13 protein-coding genes, 1 tRNA gene and 1 rRNA gene are annotated in these 17,203 nt (G+C 41.7%); 7 read left to right on the forward strand and 8 right to left on the reverse strand.

The features are described from left to right. Positions 1–99 (reverse strand): 16S ribosomal RNA (locus L2747_RS20740); the annotation flags it as partial. Positions 100–1,007: 908 nt separating this feature from the next. On the opposite strand from L2747_RS20740, the gene L2747_RS20745 reads away from it, so the two are divergent. Further along, positions 1,008–1,505 (forward strand): DUF4124 domain-containing protein, encoded by a 498-nt coding sequence (locus tag L2747_RS20745; RefSeq protein ID WP_249000856.1) that lies wholly within the window; start codon positions 1,008–1,010, stop codon positions 1,503–1,505. 270 nt (positions 1,506–1,775) lie between these two features. Here L2747_RS20745 and L2747_RS20750 read toward each other — a convergent pair whose 3' ends face one another. The 4 genes from L2747_RS20750 to rluD form a co-directional block, all read right to left on the reverse strand. After that, positions 1,776–2,099: a hypothetical protein gene (locus L2747_RS20750; RefSeq protein WP_249000857.1), complete on the reverse strand. Its 324-nt coding sequence runs from the start codon at positions 2,097–2,099 to the stop codon at positions 1,776–1,778. 347 nt (positions 2,100–2,446) lie between these two features. Next, positions 2,447–5,020, reverse strand: coding sequence for an ATP-dependent chaperone ClpB (clpB, locus tag L2747_RS20755; protein ID WP_249000858.1), 2,574 nt, complete (start codon positions 5,018–5,020; stop codon positions 2,447–2,449). Between the two features lie 207 nt (positions 5,021–5,227). After that, entirely contained in the window at positions 5,228–5,974 is a 747-nt protein-coding gene (gene pgeF / locus L2747_RS20760; protein WP_249000859.1) for a peptidoglycan editing factor PgeF, read from the reverse strand. Continuing rightward, positions 5,974–6,945 (reverse strand): 23S rRNA pseudouridine(1911/1915/1917) synthase RluD, encoded by a 972-nt coding sequence (gene rluD, locus L2747_RS20765; RefSeq protein ID WP_249000860.1) that lies wholly within the window; start codon positions 6,943–6,945, stop codon positions 5,974–5,976. Before rluD ends, pgeF begins: the two co-directional genes overlap by 1 nt. Before the next feature lie 122 nt (positions 6,946–7,067). On the opposite strand from rluD, the gene L2747_RS20770 reads away from it, so the two are divergent. Further along, on the forward strand, positions 7,068–7,829 hold the full coding sequence (locus tag L2747_RS20770; RefSeq protein WP_249000861.1) for an outer membrane protein assembly factor BamD: 762 nt from the start codon (positions 7,068–7,070) through the stop codon (positions 7,827–7,829). 201 nt (positions 7,830–8,030) lie between these two features. On the opposite strand, the gene L2747_RS20775 is transcribed toward L2747_RS20770, so the two are convergent. After that, a complete protein-coding gene (locus L2747_RS20775; RefSeq protein ID WP_249000862.1) occupies positions 8,031–10,247 on the reverse strand; it encodes an efflux RND transporter permease subunit in 2,217 nt (738 codons plus the stop codon). 226 nt (positions 10,248–10,473) lie between these two features. Here L2747_RS20775 and L2747_RS20780 point away from each other — a divergent pair. Then, positions 10,474–10,549: transfer RNA gene (locus L2747_RS20780), tRNA-Phe, on the forward strand. Between the two features lie 222 nt (positions 10,550–10,771). Here L2747_RS20780 and L2747_RS20785 read toward each other — a convergent pair. After that, entirely contained in the window at positions 10,772–12,634 is a 1,863-nt protein-coding gene (locus L2747_RS20785) for a methyl-accepting chemotaxis protein (RefSeq protein WP_249000863.1), read from the reverse strand. 247 nt (positions 12,635–12,881) lie between these two features. Here L2747_RS20785 and lhpI point away from each other — a divergent pair, with 247 nt between their 5' ends. The 4 genes from lhpI to L2747_RS20805 all read left to right on the forward strand — a co-directional run bounded on the left by lhpI (position 12,882) and on the right by L2747_RS20805 (position 16,081). After that, positions 12,882–13,829: a bifunctional Delta(1)-pyrroline-2-carboxylate/Delta(1)-piperideine-2-carboxylate reductase gene (lhpI, locus tag L2747_RS20790; protein WP_249000864.1), complete on the forward strand. Its 948-nt coding sequence runs from the start codon at positions 12,882–12,884 to the stop codon at positions 13,827–13,829. A 212-nt stretch (positions 13,830–14,041) separates the two neighbouring features. After that, positions 14,042–14,608, forward strand: a complete 567-nt coding sequence (locus L2747_RS20795; RefSeq protein ID WP_371985328.1) for an RNA polymerase sigma factor — start codon at positions 14,042–14,044, stop codon at positions 14,606–14,608. Then, positions 14,601–15,137: a hypothetical protein gene (locus L2747_RS20800; protein ID WP_249000865.1), complete on the forward strand. Its 537-nt coding sequence runs from the start codon at positions 14,601–14,603 to the stop codon at positions 15,135–15,137. The genes L2747_RS20795 and L2747_RS20800 overlap by 8 nt, the downstream gene beginning before the upstream one ends. Before the next feature lie 2 nt (positions 15,138–15,139). Then, a complete protein-coding gene (locus tag L2747_RS20805; protein ID WP_249000866.1) occupies positions 15,140–16,081 on the forward strand; it encodes a DUF4097 family beta strand repeat-containing protein in 942 nt (313 codons plus the stop codon). Positions 16,082–16,171: 90 nt separating this feature from the next. Here L2747_RS20805 and L2747_RS20810 read toward each other — a convergent pair whose 3' ends face one another. Then, positions 16,172–17,074 carry a LysR family transcriptional regulator gene (locus L2747_RS20810; RefSeq protein ID WP_249000867.1) on the reverse strand — a complete coding sequence of 301 codons (903 nt, stop codon included), beginning with the start codon at positions 17,072–17,074 and terminating at the stop codon, positions 16,172–16,174. Between the last annotated feature and the right edge of the window lie 129 nt (positions 17,075–17,203).

Raw genomic sequence — 17,203 nt, forward strand, 5'->3', positions numbered from 1 at the left:
GTCACCTCAGGAGCAAGCTCCCTTGTGTTACCGCTCGACTTGCATGTGTTAGGCCTGCCGCCAGCGTTCAATCTGAGCCATGATCAAACTCTTCAATTAAAGTTTTTTTGCCTCATCCACCTTACAAGTAAGGAGAAATCAGCGGCTCAACGAATTCTGTATTACATAAATTATCTTTGATTTTACTTTCTATAAGAAAGTGAAGACCAAAGTTGCTATGAACACTCATTCATTAAGTAAATTTTTGATTGCCTCATTCTTTACTAGAAAGAAGTAGACAATTTCGAATAACTTAATCTCTGTGAGTGTCCACACAGATTTGCTTGTCATATTGTTAAAGAGCGTGCCGCTTCTATCAAGGCCCAATCCGTTAGGAGAAGCCTTTCAAAATGGCGCCTTAGACGCTTAGGTCGTTTGGCTGAGGAGGCGTATTCTACACTTCCTAGTGTCGGCGTCAAGCGCTTATTTTAAGAAGATTTTCAAGCGATGATTTCTTATACAAGTCACATCTAATTGAGCTTCTAAAGCGATTGTCTCCTGGTTCAAATCTCTTTCGATTTTCAAACCTCTAACACCGCTGCAAGTCCCGTTCTATCTAGCTTAAAGCTTGGTAGGTGGCCTGCTGTGCCGTGTCAGTGGATGCGCATTATAGGGATGTGGAGTGAAAGCGCAAGGAGCTTTTTCAAGAAATCGGTAACGACCGTACTGAGTGTTGTTTAATCCCGCACATTGCGAGTAAATCGCACCAAAACAACAATAAACTTGGTGATTAATTGCAAATTGGCTCAGTCATTACTAGGTCAATTACCTGCAATAATACTCTCCCCCCCCTATTACGGCGTACTTATGCCGGTTCAAGCGCTAACACCAAATCATTAATTGCCAAATTTAGTCGATAATATTGGCACTTATCGATTGCTGCGTTATGTTATGTGTAAACAGGTTCCAAAATTAAAGCAGCAGCAACTTTTGGATTTTGGTTATCTCATTTTAACTAGGGATAGAAAATGGCTAACTCGCAGAACATGATTTATTGCGTCTCAAGGAAATCGCCGTTACCACTTATTTCGAAAATCGCTTTTATGGTTTTAGTATTAACCTCGACCTCTGTTAATGCTAACGCTATTTATACCTGGATTGATGATAAGGGGGTCACTCACTATAGTCAGCAACCTCCAGCATCAAACCAAGCATCGAGCAAAAAGCTCTATAGTGAAGATATTGAACCTAAACACGTAGGCACTATTGCACCGATAAAGTCTGTAACTGATCTCAATCAACCTTCCGAGCTCGAGCAGAAAGCGGCTGCAATTAGCCTTGCCGATAAACAACAAGCTCAGCAAGTTTGTAAAAATGCTCAACACAGCCTTAATGTATTAACTACCCATACTAAGTTAACCAAAAAGAACAACGCCACAGGTAAACTTGAATCAATGACAGAAGAACAAAGACAAGCAGCTATTACTGAGCAAAAGGAAAGAATGAAGCTGTTCTGCAAAACTTAAGGTCAACTCTTGGTGACGTATACCTTAGCTATCAAAGGGTGTCAGTATCAGGAACAATATGAAAAATGCGCAATAAACAACATATAATGCCTTATCCTTGACTCAACAACTCTAGCCAAATAACAGTCATGTTGAACAAAGCAAAAATGCAGCCCCCAATGAAGTCTGCATTTTGTGTTTTAGAATTCGCTTTTAATCCCACGAGCTAGATGTTGGATTTATCTGGCAACTTACACAGATAAGAATGAAGCATCAACTCAGTAGGTCGAACTATTTATTGGCTTGTAGATTGTACATTGAGCGAGGTACCCCATCTTCACAAGCTTTAAGCCCTGCATCCCACCCTGAATCAAAGCGACTGAGGCCATCAAGCGCTGTATCTTTTTTCACTGAATCATAAAGCTCTGTTTGCTGACGCTTCATAACATAAGCATTTTTACAGCCACGGTAGTAACCATAGTGGTAAAGGCTTTCATATTCCATGTTGCCCTCACCAATATAAGGTGCTGACGTTTGCTCTTTTTCATAGTTAGAACTTGAACAGCCAACCACAGCTAATGAAGCCAAAACGATTACGGCTAATTGTTTTTTCATGAAGTTCTACTCCGTGTCCATATCAAAATAAAAATGAATGTATAAAAGGCGACTTGTACATTTTGCTGATAGAAAAGCCGATTCATACATTTAAGTATTGTTTATTGGTCCTACAACACCAACTCTTTTTAAATATCACTAACAAATACAGTAATTGCTATAAACCTATAGTTCAAATATACATCACATTGGGCAACTTAAAAGACTTTGCAGATAATTTATGCTCATTATCAGGTTCTTCACTTAACTGCCTACTCATTGGCATAAAAAATGGCCTCATAAAACTGAGACCATTTTTAAATGTAGAAAGCTATTATAAGCAGTTAAAACAAACTACAGAACAAGTATTATTGTGAAAAAGTTAAGGCATCATCTTCAACCACGATTTTAATCGCCTTGCCAGGTAACAACTTGCCACTTAATATTTGCTGCGCTAATGGATTTTCAACTTCTTGCTGCAGGGCTCTTTTAAGCGGTCGTGCACCATAGATAGGATCAAAACCAGCTCTTGCTATTAACGCTAAAGCTTCATCAGTCATCTCTAGGCCGTAATCTTTATCTGCAAGACGCTTTTTAAGCCCTTCGATTTGAATGCCAGCGATATGAGCAATATTATTCTCATCTAGAGGATGGAACACAACAGCTTCATCGATACGGTTTAAAAACTCAGGCCTAAAGTTTTGCGTCACCACCTGCATCACGTCTGATTTCATCTCATCATAACTTTGATTGCCAAAACCAAGTTGGATCAGATCAGAACCTAAGTTGGAAGTCATAATGACCACGGTATTTCTAAAATCAACGGTGCGGCCTTGACCATCAGTCAGACGACCATCATCTAATACCTGCAATAAGATGTTAAATACATCGGGATGTGCTTTCTCTACTTCATCCAGTAAAATCACCGAATAAGGTTTACGCCTAACAGCTTCAGTTAAATAACCGCCTTCTTCATAGCCAACATAGCCTGGAGGAGCACCGACTAAACGCGATACAGAGTGCTTTTCCATAAACTCAGACATATCGATACGAACCAGAGCTGACTCGGTATCAAATAGGAACTTAGCCAGTGACTTACATAATTCAGTTTTACCGACACCGGTTGGGCCTAAAAATAGAAAAGAACCGATTGGACGATTTGGATCTGCAAGCCCTGCACGGCTACGACGAATTGCATTCGATACCGAATTTACCGCTTCATTCTGACCAATAACCCGTTCATGCAAAGCATCTTCCATCTTAAGCAATTTGTCACGCTCACCTTCAAGCATCTTAGAAACAGGGATCCCCGTCGCTTTTGATAACACTTCAGCGATTTCTACGTCGGTAACTTTGTTACGTAGCAGTGTCATATCTTGCATTTCAGCTTGTGCAGCAAGATCTAACTGCTTTTCAAGCTCAGGAATACGACCATACTGTAGTTCAGACATTCTAGTTAAGTCACCCGCACGACGAGCAACTTCTAAATCCATACGCGCTTGCTCAAGATCTGCCTTAATATGCTGAGTACCAGCTAACGCTGCCTTTTCTGTATGCCAAATCTCATTCAGCTCAGCGGCTTTAGCCTCTACATCTTTAAGCTCTGTACGCAAAGTATCTAAACGACGCAAACTTGCTTCATCAGCCTCTTTACTCAAAGCTTGCTCTTCAAGTTTTAACTGAATCGCACGACGCTCTAGTCTGTCCAGAGACTCTGGCTTAGAGTCTATCTGAATACGGATGCTCGATGCAGCTTCGTCTATTAAGTCGATAGCTTTATCTGGCAACTTACGATCTGAGATATAACGGTGCGACATGCTCGCCGCAGCGACAATCGCAGGGTCGGTAATTTCTACATGGTGATGCAACTCATAGCGCTCTTTTAAACCACGTAAAATAGCAATGGTATCCTCAACGCTTGGCTCATCAACCAATACCTTTTGGAAGCGACGCTCTAGTGCAGCGTCTTTTTCAATGTATTGACGATACTCATCTAACGTTGTTGCACCAACGCAATGTAAGTCACCTCGGGCAAGTGCAGGCTTTAACATATTACCCGCATCCATTGCACCATCAGACTTACCGGCACCCACCATAGTATGCAATTCATCAATAAAGAGGATAACTTGTCCCTCTTCTTGCGAAAGCTCATTTAGTACCGCTTTTAAGCGTTCTTCAAATTCACCACGATATTTAGCCCCGGCAACTAACGCGCCCATGTCTAAAGACAATACACGCTTATTTTTAATGCCTTCTGGTACTTCGTTGTTGATGATGCGCTGCGCTAACCCTTCAACAATGGCGGTTTTACCCACCCCCGGCTCACCAATAAGTACAGGGTTGTTCTTACTGCGACGCTGCAACACTTGAATCGTGCGGCGAATTTCATCATCACGACCAATCACAGGGTCAAGTTTTCCTTGCTCTGCACGCTCGGTTAAATCAACCGTAAACTTTTTAAGCGCTTGGCGTTGATCTTCAGCATTAGGATCGTCCACCTTCTGGCCATTACGTACTTGGTCAATGGTCGACTCCATTAACTCTTTAGTCGCACCCGATTGTTTAAGTGCTTGCGCTAAAGGATCATTGCCCTCAAGCGCAGCCAAAACGAATAACTCACTAGAGATAAACTTGTCTTTACGTTTTTGCGCCAATTTATCGCACAAGTTTAGCAAGCGAATAAGCGCTTGAGATAACTGCACGTCACCGCCAGTGCCTTCTACTTGTGGCTTTTGTTCAAGATCTTGGCTCAGTAACGAGCGCAAGGTGCTCACTTGGATCCCTGCTTGAGTCAGTAGTGGGTGAATTGAGCCCCCATCTTGATTCAGTAACGCCATCATCAAATGTGATGGTTCAATAAATTGGTGATCTCGTCCTAGTGCCAATGACTGAGCATCCGAGATGGCAATCTGGAATTTATTGGTCATACGATCTAATCGCATAAATCCTCCGATAACTCATAAAAAAATAATAAATAAAAGGCATGGAAAGCTACAGAATAACTGCAGGAATGCACTGGATAATCTAATACCAATCAGTATCAATCCATTGGCACTTCTACTTACATTAGAAAAGGGGTCACTCCGCGTTAAAGCGAAATTGATGTTACTTAAAAGATGGGGGCTATTTGAACAATATCAAGTAAAGAGTTAACGATTAAGCCAAATAAATGATGCCATACGGCCAGTAATACCGTCACGACGATAAGAAAAAAAGCTTTGTTGCTCAGCAACCGTGCAGCGTTTGTCTCGATAAATACGCGTCACACCTAATAATGCCAATCTAAACTCGGCCAAACCTTGAATATCAGCCATGTATTTTTGCTCACCTTGAGCATTGATATGAGCGCTAAAAAACTGGCCACTTAGCGGATGCTTTGCCTCGAATAGTGCTTTAACCTCTGGGCCGATTTCAAACGCATTCGGACCAATAGCCGGGCCTAAATACGCCACCAGCTCATTTGGCTTATGGGTAAACTTTGCCACTGCGGTTTCAATAATACCATCACATAAACCGCGCCAACCTGCATGAACGGCGGCAACTTCGGTGCCATTTTCATCACATAGCAATACAGGTAAGCAATCTGCAGTCATCACCACGCACACTTGCTCATTACTTTGGGTGTAGCTGCCATCGGCATTAATCACTTGGCTATTATCGGCTTCAACCACATCAATGCTGTGAGTCTGTTCTAGCCAGGCAGGTTTTGCTGAAAGAGAAAGTTGTTGCTCAATGAGCAGACGGTTAGCTAGAACCATTTGCGGATCGTCGCCAACGTGCAGCCCAAGATTAAGGCTAGCGTAAGGTGGCAGACTGCAGCCACCTTCTCGAGTCGAAAAAGCCAAGCTTACTCCCGATGGAATAAACCAAGCTTGACTTTCAATATGCTGACTCATTAATACACTGTTGGATTTTCTTCAGTGTCTTTACGCAGAGCTTTAGTTAGCTTTACCATGTCATCAGGAATTGGGGCTTGCCAGCTCATGATTTCACAAGTAAACGGATGTGCTAATTCAAGTCTTACTGCGTGCAGTGCTTGACGTTTGAAGCCCATATAGGTTTCAAAAAAGTCTGGTGCAGCACCTTTTGGCGGACGTGGACGACCAGCATAAACTGGGTCACCAACCAATACATGACCAATATGTGCCATATGCACACGGATTTGGTGAGTACGACCAGATTCAAGACGCAGTCTCAAACGCGTATGCGCTCTAAACTTTTCTGCCACACGGTAATGAGTCATCGCAGGCTTACCATTATGAACAACTGCCATATGGGTACGTTTAGTCGGGTGACGGTCGATAGGCTCATCAACTGTGCCACCGGCAATAATTGTGCCTGTGACAATCGCTTCGTATTCACGAGTAATTTCACGAGCCTGCAGTGCGCTCACAAGGTGAGTCTGTGCTTCAACCGTTTTAGCAACTACCATCAAACCGGTAGTGTCTTTATCCAAACGATGCACAATACCTGCACGTGGAACTAGCTCAATACCTGGACAATGATGCAATAGTGCATTCATCAAGGTACCATTTTGGTTGCCCGCACCAGGGTGCACAACCAAACCAGCTTGCTTGTTAATAACCAAAATATGGTCATCTTCATACACGATATCTAAATCAATCGCTTCAGCTTGTGCTTTAGTTTCTTCTTCAAGCGTGGCACCAATAGTGACTACCTGACCTTCAAGCACTTTAAGTCTTGGCTTGTCAGAAACCTCGCCATCGATACTAACTGAGCCGGATAAAATCCACTCTTTAATTCGTGTGCGCGAGTAATCCGGGAACAAATCAGCCAAAGTTTGGTCTAATCTCTGTCCGGTTTGTGTTGCTGTGATCTCGCTTTTTAGATTAATCTCTTGTGTCATATGAACCGTACCCACTTTTCTGGGTCCAAAAATGTTTACTATCTGTTACAATCGGATTGTTTCTATTTTATCGTGAAATGGAAAAATTCTTAACAACAACTTTAAAAGAATCGAATTCAAGTATGCATAAAATTGCCAAAAGTGTCGCTGTAGTCCTTATTACACTCGCAGCTACGGCCTGTAGTAGCAAACAGGGCCAAGACCCTGTAATGACAAAAAGCTCACCAGAAGTGCTTTATTCTCAAGCTAGAACCTCAATGGAGCTAGGGAATTACAGCAAAGCTGTGCGTTCTCTAGAAGCCTTGGATTCACGCTTTCCTTTCGGACCGCATAAAACTCAAGTACAGCTTGATCTTATTTATGCCTATTACAAACTTGACGATCCAGCGTCAGGTATTGCGAACATCGATCGTTTTATTCGCTTAAACCCAACCCATAAAGATATTGATTATGTTTACTATATGCGCGGCTTAGTCAATATGCAGTCTGATCGATACCTATTTCACGATATGCTAAATATCGATCGTTCTGACCGCGACCCTAAAGCAGCACAAGATGCATTTAAAGATTTTGATCGACTAATTAAGTCTTATCCAAACAGTAAGTATGCAGCAGATGCGCAAAAACGCATGCAGCACCTTAAAAATAGACTGGCACTTTACTCGATCAAGGTAGCTGAATACTACATAAAAATGAATGCTTGGAGTGCGGCAGCTGTGCGTGCACAATCAGTTTTAGAGACTTACCCTGGTACACCGTCAGCTGAAAAAGCATTAGAAATCATGTCTACTGCATACGGTGAGCTAGGACAAGAAAAGCTTAAAGATCATGCACTCATGGTTATGAAAGCTAATTTTCCAAACAACAAATTAGTTAGCAATTAAAACCGTAAAACATACAGATTCGATGATAAATAAAGGCCTCAATTGAGGCCTTTATTTTTTGTACAAATTTTGACTTGCATAGCTAAATAATAATCACTATTCGCGTAATCGATGCAAAACTTAAATTTTAGCTGTTGTTCTTTTTATTGATACAACCTAATCCGCTCAGCTCTGCTGCATTGATTTTTAAAGTCATGAATACTATTTCGTATCACTACCGTTAATGACCTTATTCTTAATGATCCATCGTTGATAAAGCACTGGTAGCATCAACACATCAAAGCCCCATGCAAAAACGACAACCAAACACGACAGTAAACTCAATTGAGCTATCGGTGTAAATTCCGATACCAATCCTATCGAAAACCCCAAAGCTATAGTCAAGGTGGTAAAGCTTATCACCGGTAGTACTTTATTTAGACTCTGCCACATACTTGCTGCTGTTAAGTTTCGTGCATCAGGCAGTTTCAACATTAAATGCAAAGTATCATCGACAATAATACCCAGCATCATCCCCAATACAACTGCAGCACCCAGACTAATAAAACCACCGCTAACTTGCCAAAGTGCGAATACCCACAATAGCGGTAAAAAGTTAAGTAGCAAGCCTATCAAGCCAAACACTAATGAACGCTTGAGTATGCTTAACAATATGGCTAAAGCAATCAATGCCACAGCAAATGAAGTCAGCATATTATTGGCATTATCAATGCTCAAGTGAGCAAATAATAAATTACTTCCTAGAGGCGGGCTAACATTGACCATTTTTGCATTGTCGCGTAGCCATATGTTCACCCCCTGTTCAAACTCAATTAACTCCATTGCCGTCATGGGCTCTAAATTGAGGGTTAATAGCGTGGAGTGTTTATCAGGCGATAACTCACTTTGCAGCCCGAGTTCGGCTGAGCTATTGTCAGCTAAGACTTGTTTAAATCGAGTTTGACCAATGCCAGCGGCTTTAATCCAATCGCCAATATGCTGAACATTTACCACTTGCGGTTGTTGTTTAAGGTATCGGCTAAATTTATAGATAAAACTAATCTCTACTTTATCTATTTGCTTAGGTTCTTGCCCAGAGATCACATAATGTTGCAAATTGATCCCAGAGAAGTATTGCGCCATTTTTTGACTCGATACGGTGAATGGATTGGATGTAGAGAAGTAGCTCAATGGGTCATCATTTAAGGTAAGTTTTGATACGCTAATCAAAGCTATTACGCTAAATAAAACGACCCCTAACATAACTGAAAATGGCCGCTTAGCATTATGCTTTCCAAGCTCAATAACATAATGAAAATTAAGTAATTGACTTGTTTTAGCTTTGGAATATTTAGCGAAAAAAATTAAACTGGTCAGGCTCAACAGGTAATTACACAGCACAGCAAAAGCCACTAATATCCCAAAGCTTTGTATTGGTGGAGACGGGCTTAGTGTCAGTAGGCTAAAGCCAAATATTGTCGTGATACTTGAATAAAATAACGGTGCTAGGTTAGCCTTCACTGTTGTTTTCAAGGCATTATCCTGACTATTTCCGGCTCTCACCTCAGCTTGCCAAGCAAAATATAGGTGCGACGCATAGGCTAAACCTAGTGTGACCACTATCACTGGCACAAAGGCGCTAATCGCAGCCAATGTTAGCTGGCACCATGCCGCGAGGCCTAATGTTAGCGTTAAGGTCACCGCACTATTAAAGCATAGCGCCATAATCCACATTTTTTGCCTAATGAATAACAACGCCATGAAGAAAATGATCCCCAATAGACCTGGAGCAAACCAATTTAAGTCATGTCGTAATACCTTAGCATACTGCCAATTAAGAGCATGGGTACCATTTAAATAGACATTCACAGCCGTTGGCTGCCAGAAGCGCTGGCTATCACTATCAATCGTTTGCAAAACCGCATCAAGCCACTGGCTCTGCGACAAAGCATTTTGTGATAGTGGATTAGCAGAGTGTGAATTTGACAGAGTTTGTTGCTGCAGCTGCAAGCGTAACAAAACAGCCTGACCATCGTCAGACAATACAGAACTTAGTCTTGGGTGAGTTTTATAAGACAGTAACTTCTCTACTTGAGCTGTGCCTTGTAAAAACTGATTGTAGCCTTGGACGCTTTTAATATCAGAGTTGGCCTCTAGCCTTTCTATAAAGTCGATTAGCAGCTGTTGTGACTCATCCTCACGCCAATCTGCACTCGTTTCAAGTAGCATCCATAGCTGATCATGACGCTCAAATTTTTCGCTCATGCTTTGGAGCGCCATAAACCTAGGTTCAGACGGCGAAAAATAGTCACTAAAATCGAAATCTAACTTAAGTCGATGAAACCCCATAACAGACATGACGACCAACAGCGCTATCACAATAAACATAGCTATCGGTCGTTGCTGGATCTTCCAGATCAAGCGTGCTTGGCTTACCAATCCATTTCTCCTTTTGGCTAACAATGCTGGCGCCAACATAACCTTACAATTTAACCAGCATATTCTTCCAACATACAATAGCTTAAGCAATAATTAGCGTTAATATGTCTATAGTGCTCACTTCTAACGCTAAATGCCTAATTATTCAACACACGAATAAGAAAATGCATCAATTTTCAAAAATAGGTTGACTCAAACCGGTAAAAGCCTTTTAATAGCGCCCGTTGCCCGAATAGCTCAGTCGGTAGAGCAGAGGATTGAAAATCCTCGTGTCCCTGGTTCGATTCCGGGTTCGGGCACCAATATTTCGTTTAGGTGTTGCAACAACTAAACCGGCAACAAGGCAAATTAAGACCTTAAATTGCTAAATTAAAACCTCGCTATGCGAGGTTTTTTTATGTCTAAATTCATATAGCTGCTCTCATATTCATCCCCTAGCTTTTATCCTCTCCCGCTAAAGAAGCCTTGAAATAAAAAAGCCCCGAGTGAAATCGAGGCCTTTATTACATTGAAAAACGGTAAAGTTAAACTTTAAATTTACTCACTGCATCCTGTAAAAATTCAGCTCGCTCTCTAACCTCTTCAGTTGCGGTCGAGTTCTGAGTAGCCACATCAGCAGTTTCTTGAGCGATATCACGGATCACCACTACATTTTGATTCACTTCTGCAGCCACCATGCTTTGTTCTTCAATTGCAGCAGCAATCTGAGTACTCATATCCATAATATTGGTGACGTCACTATTAATTTGCTGCAATAAGGTTCCTGCTGACGCTGCTTGCTCGGCGCTTTCATTGCCTTGTTCACGGCTAGATTGCATCAAACTAACAATAGAGTGCGTACGTGACTGCAAGGTTTGAATTATCGATGCTATCTCTTCAGTCGACTCTTGAGTACGCATCGCAAGACTACGTACTTCATCAGCTACAACCGCAAAACCACGGCCTTGCTCGCCCGCTCGCGCCGCTTCAATTGCCGCATTTAATGCTAACAAGTTCGTTTGCTCAGCAATTCCACGGATCACATCAAGCACACTACCAATAGTCTCACTGTCTTTTTCAAGATCGCTCACAACTGCAGCAGATTCGTTAATTTGTTGGGCTAATAACTCTATTTTCTCAATAGTTTGCTCAACACCTGCTTTACCTGTTTGCGCGTTATCGTGAGTCGTACTTGCCTTATTTGCTGCTAGCTCAGTATTTTTAGCAATCTCATCTATGGTCGCTCCCATCTCGGTAATGGCTGTCGCCACCATATCGGTTTCATTTAGCTGATTTTCAGCCCCTTGTGAAGCTCGTGCAACATTGCCAGATAAATCTTGGCAAGACTGATTCATAGTCTCAACCGATTGAGTCACTTGATGAATCAGCTGCTGGAAGCTTTCAACCATACTATTAAAGTGTTTGGCAATTTGCCCAAGCTCATCATCGCTACTGGCATCACAGCGCATCGATAGATCTTTGTTTTCCTCAATATGGGTGATGACATCAGTAATACGTTTAACAGGCTCAATAATACTGCGAATAATAGTAAGGGTTGCAAATGCCAATGCCAGCGCAATTAACACGGCAATCGACAAACCAACAACAAATGCAGAATCCTCTCTCTTAGTAATCGCCTCTGCGGCTAACAAATCGAGTTGCGCTAACGCTTGCTCTGTATTCGCTACAGCTTGACGTAATTGGCCAAGTTCACCTTCAGAAATAGTCAGTCCAAGTAATTTTTCTTTCTCGACCAGTTGTTTAAAGTCAGTATTGTATTGCTGTAAAAGTTTGTTCACTTGCTGCTTAGTATCGACTGAGAGCTGAGAAGATTTGATATCATCAATCAACTGCGCTAAGCCTTTATCAAACTTAACCACATAGCTCTCACTACGCCTAAGCATAAAGTCCTTTTCAGCTCGTCTTAATTGCAGCATATGCACCATTAATAACGGATTGTTATAATCTGTAATAACAGATTCAACCTGATGTACTGCCGATCTTAAGGTGCCATACAAACCACTTTTTGGTGTTAAACCTATCTGTTGATTAAGCTCAACGACATGAGAAAACGCTAAGTTATAGCTGGCTAAAGATTGGTTAAACAGGTTTAAGCTATCGCTGGGGATATCGTACTTATTAAATACATTAGACAATTTCCCAGCCAGAGCGGTAACGTCATTATTATGCTCAGCATGTTTATCAACATATTGCAGATCGTTTCTTGAGAGAAAATCTTTTTCATCTTTACGTAGGCTCAGCATTTGGCTTTTTAGCTCAGCAATATCTTGTGAAGTGTGGGCAAGTTCAGTTTGTATTTGGCTAAAGTAAATTTGCAGGCCAAACATAGCGGCTAACGCGGTAATCGACACCCCAGCGCTTAAAAGTAGTTTATTACGTATTAGCATTATCGTTCTCTTTTATATCAACTTTAACTTCTTAGAAAACACTGCTTACACAGCTCTAAGGCGGTCATTCAACTTTATCGGCCGATTATATAGTAGGTTTAGCTACAAAAGCGCCGAACAATAGCAAACATTCGCTAACACAAGCCAACATACTAATTATTAAGTTGAAAATAATTCAACAAATAAAAGTTAATTGACTCAGGCCACCCTCATAAATAGTATAAAATATACTTAAATGGAGGTTTTCATGTTAGTCATTAATGCAGAGTCAGTTCACCAGTCACTTAATTTTCCTGATCTAATCCATGCCCTAGATGAGACATTTTCTCGACCTGCAGGCATGCCACAACGCCAAGTCTTTAGTCTTGATGAATCTGCTAGCCATAGTGATGCCTTTGCCGTGCTGCCCTCATGGAATGAAAAAGCCATAGCCGTAAAAGCCTTTACTTATTTTCCGGGTAATCCTAAAAAAGATTCAAACCTTGCTAGTCTTTATTCAAAAATCTTAGTTTTTAGCCGTGAAACTGGCGAACCTCAGGCCTTAGTCGATGGAACCAGTGTTACCTTTTGGCGCACTGCCGCAATTTCAGCCTTAGGCAGCCGTTACTTATCACGCAAAGACTCTAGCAAGCTATTAGTTTTTGGTACTGGCAACTTAGCCTCATTTATGGCGTTGGCTCACGCTAGTGTTCGTCCCATTACCCAAGTTACCGTTTGTGGACGCAGCGAAGAAAAGGTTCGTAAAACGATTGAGTTAATTCGTAATAAACGTGCCGATATTGAAGTCATGCTCTGTACTGATCTAGAAAAAAGTGTCCGAGAGGCCGATATCATCAGTTGTGCAACAGCCAGCCCAACCCCGCTATTTGATGGCGATTGGGTACAAGCTGGCACACATACTGACTTTGTCGGTAATCATAATCACGACAGACGTGAATTCGACAGTAAACTCATCCTAAAATCTTCTGTATTTGTCGACTCAAAAATCAATGTCTTTGCTGAAGCAGGTGAATTACTCCTGCCTATAAAAGAAGGCGTATTCGCATTTGATGATGTAAAGGGCGAACTAGGACAGCTTTGTAGCGCACAAATTAACGGCCGTACTAGCGAAAATGAAATTACCATTTTCAAGACAGTAGGAACGGCGCTGGCAGATCTTGTTGGTGCTCAACTTGTGTTTTCCAAACTAAGTTAACCGTCCCTAATTGGCGCTTTAAGTAGTGATAAATCCAGAGGAGCCAGTAGCGCTCCTTTTTATTTATCAGGTATATTGTTCAATTTAACTGCAAGTTAATCCACTAAAATTCAAATTTCCAGCTCTCGCCCTAAAATAATTGTGGTTGCATTTAAACCTTTTTATCTATTGGCTGTGTCTTATTAGTATTCACTGCGCACAAGGAAAATAAAGTGACAGCACAAATACAGGCAATAGAGCAGCGACCGCTTCTAGAACCTGAACTTATCGATAAAGCCAAGCTAGGTGATAAAGCCGCTTTTAAGCAGCTGTATCAGCTACACCACCAGCGAGTGTATGCCCTTTGCTTAAGGATCACTGGCCAAGTGCCATTAGCTGAGGAAGCGACTCAAGATTGCTTTGTCAGACTTTGGCAAAAACTGCCGCAATTTAGAGGTGAAAGCCAGTTCACAACTTGGCTTCATAGTCTCTGTGTTAATCAGGCGCTTTCTAGCGTAAAGAAGCATCGTTCATTTTGGTCACGCTTTGTTAGCAGCGATATCGATGTACATAGCGTTAGTGATGAATATGAAGACTTAGATAAAATCTTACTCAAACTACCAGAGCGAGCCAGAATTGTATTCGTACTGCATGCGTTAGAAGGTTACAAACACGAAGAAGTAGCCCTATTAATGGGAATCGCTACAGGCACGAGTAAAGCGCAATACCATAGAGCGCAAAAGTTACTAGAAGCAATAATAGATAAAGAACCAACAGATACAGGAGGCCACAATGACTAATACGAACGCTAAGCTATCGCAACTAATTAATCAGGCTCCTAAAGATATCGAGCCACAAAAAGATCTTTGGCATGATATTGAAAAACAGCTTGATAAGCCTGAATTCCACCAAGTACAAAATAATGCTAAACCATCACCAGTATTTAAACGCCTTGCTGTCGCGAGTATAGCCTTGATGATTGGCCTAGTTAGTAGCCATATGTGGCAACAAAAAGCGAGTTTATTAACACCTAAAGCACCATCAGCACTTTTGGCGACCCTTAGCGAAATAAAAAACCAGCATCAATTGCAAGTTGCGCAATTAACCCAGCACCAACTTACCAACTGGCAAGCTACTGAAATAGGCTTACCACTTGAAAAAGGTATCGAGCAATTGAGGAAAGCTGCAGAGCAGATCTATCAAGCATTACAACAAACACCTAACGACAAGGAACTATGGCAACTATGGCTTTGGACTCAACAACGAGAGATTGAATTACTCCGACAAGGCCAAACTTTGCCAGTTACCCCATTACCTCAAGGAGCTTAACCATGAAATTATCATTGAGCACACCACTCATCGCCGCAGCATTTATATTTAGTCAATCCGCAATTGCCGGCGAGGCTATTGAGCAGCAACAAAATGTACAGGCTAACCCCGCCGTAAAAGTAAAAGTACAACGAGGCAGCGTGACCTTTAAGTCTTGGGATAAAAATGAAATTGCGGTTAAAGGTACATTAGACGAACTCAGCGAAGGGTTTACCTTTACTGTCAACGGTAACAAAGTGGTGATAGAAGATACTTTGCCCCGTCAATACAGTGGTAGTAATAGAGATGGCTCCGATCTCGTTATCACACTGCCAAATAAGCTTAAGCTGGATGCCGAAGGCGTATCTGCAAATTACACACTTGATAACTTAACTGGCACATTGGATGTCAGTTCAGTAAGCGGCAACATCAAGGCAAATGCGTTAGCTGATAAAACCCTACTACAGACTGTTTCTGGCGATATTTCCACCCGCAGCTTGACGGGTAAAACGAAGCTGCAAACCGTATCTGGAGATATAAAAGATACCCAAAGTTCGGGCGCGTTAAGCTACCAAATGGTCAGTGGCGAACTAACAGCCGATACTAAAGCAACCAAAGTCGCAATTGAATCTGTATCTGGTGACGCTACAATCGCATTAGGCAATGTGGATGTATTGTCAGTCAAAACCGTAAGTGGCGATTTAGAGCTTTCACTTAACGCCTTGTCGAGTCGAGCAAAACTTGGCAGCGTAAGTGGCGATATTGAAATCAAATTTATCGATAATGCCGATGTTAGCTTTAATATTAATGGTGGCCCAGGCGGTAAGATCAGCAATAAGCTGACTAACGACAAAGTCAGTAAAGAAAAGTACTCTCCACAAACCTACTTGAAATTCCAAACAGGTAATGGCAACGCCGAGCTTAGTGCCTCAACAATTAGCGGCAAAATCGAGTTACAAAAATAATAACACGCTAGCACGATAATAAATAAAGGCTGCAATGTATCATCAATGCAGCCTTTATCAGTTTTAGCGGCTTATTCTCGCCACAAACGGCTATTCCCCTGCAGTGCCAATAAATGAGATAAACTCCTTGGCAGCAGGACTTAAGCCACGGGCTTTTAAATACACCGCACCATAGTCCACTTTAATATCAGGCATATCTTTAACGTTTAATAGCACTAAGTGCCCAGCATTTAACTCATCATCAATTATCACTTGAGGTAATAAGCCAATCATATCGCTGTTATAAAGCAACAAACGGATAGACTGAAAAATTTCAAATCTCAGCAGACCTGAAAAAGCCGGACGACTCGTATCAAATAAGTCGCCAAATAAACTTTCTATTTCGTGGGTTGTAGCCCGAGGGATCGCTATTGGAAAGTCCTTTAATCTAGGCGTATAGAGGTTTTCCTCTCTCACTAAAGGATGATCAGGCCGACAACAAAAGACACCACTCGATTGACAATAATTAATCACTTCTAAATCATCGCGTTTATCAAAACCTGTAACCTTGGTTTCAGACACAAATAAATCTAGTTCTCCACGGGAAAGCAGCTCACTTAACTCACTAATGTCTCGGGTGCGCAGCTCTACGCTGATCGAAGGAGAATGCCTTGAAAACTCGCTCAAAATCTCGCTTAGAATATTACTTGAGGCTAAAGTACCGCCACCAATTACCAGCTTACCGCTCGATTTACCGCTGTTAATTTTGATATCAGATTCGAGTAAATGTACTCGGTTCAAAATCTTATCGCTATGTTTTAGCACTAAGTCACCATGAAAGGTTAACTTTACGTGCCGTGAATCTCGAGTAAATAGTTGCACCCCAAGGTTCTGTTCCATCTTTTGGATACTGCGAGTCAATGACGGTTGAGTTATGGCTAACTTATCGGCGGCGACACTAAAGCTTTTGCATTCAGCCAACGCCACAAAGTGTTTGATATGCCTTAACTCCATATACCTCATCCAACAAAAATTAATTAATCTAGATAAATTCAAGCCCGCTGCAAGCTGTAACCTTTAACTGATAATAACAGTTAAAGGTTAACTCTCGATTAAACCAAGCCGGCTCGGCTGCCTACCAAC

The organism is Shewanella marinintestina (genome assembly GCF_023283845.1).
In the GTDB taxonomy this organism is placed as follows: domain Bacteria; phylum Pseudomonadota; class Gammaproteobacteria; order Enterobacterales; family Shewanellaceae; genus Shewanella; species Shewanella marinintestina.

Coding starts and splice junctions, on each gene's coding strand:
- L2747_RS20770 (WP_249000861.1), top strand. CDS start 7,068: ATGCATAAAATTGCCAAAAGTGTCGCTGTAGTCCTTATTACACTCGCA.
- lhpI (WP_249000864.1), top strand. CDS start 12,882: ATGTTAGTCATTAATGCAGAGTCAGTTCACCAGTCACTTAATTTTCCT.
- L2747_RS20750 (WP_249000857.1), bottom strand. CDS start 2,099: ATGAAAAAACAATTAGCCGTAATCGTTTTGGCTTCATTAGCTGTGGTT.
- L2747_RS20805 (WP_249000866.1), top strand. CDS start 15,140: ATGAAATTATCATTGAGCACACCACTCATCGCCGCAGCATTTATATTT.
- L2747_RS20800 (WP_249000865.1), top strand. CDS start 14,601: ATGACTAATACGAACGCTAAGCTATCGCAACTAATTAATCAGGCTCCT.
- L2747_RS20785 (WP_249000863.1), bottom strand. CDS start 12,634: ATGCTAATACGTAATAAACTACTTTTAAGCGCTGGGGTGTCGATTACC.
- L2747_RS20810 (WP_249000867.1), bottom strand. CDS start 17,074: ATGGAGTTAAGGCATATCAAACACTTTGTGGCGTTGGCTGAATGCAAA.
- clpB (WP_249000858.1), bottom strand. CDS start 5,020: ATGCGATTAGATCGTATGACCAATAAATTCCAGATTGCCATCTCGGAT.
- rluD (WP_249000860.1), bottom strand. CDS start 6,945: ATGACACAAGAGATTAATCTAAAAAGCGAGATCACAGCAACACAAACC.
- pgeF (WP_249000859.1), bottom strand. CDS start 5,974: ATGAGTCAGCATATTGAAAGTCAAGCTTGGTTTATTCCATCGGGAGTA.
- L2747_RS20745 (WP_249000856.1), top strand. CDS start 1,008: ATGGCTAACTCGCAGAACATGATTTATTGCGTCTCAAGGAAATCGCCG.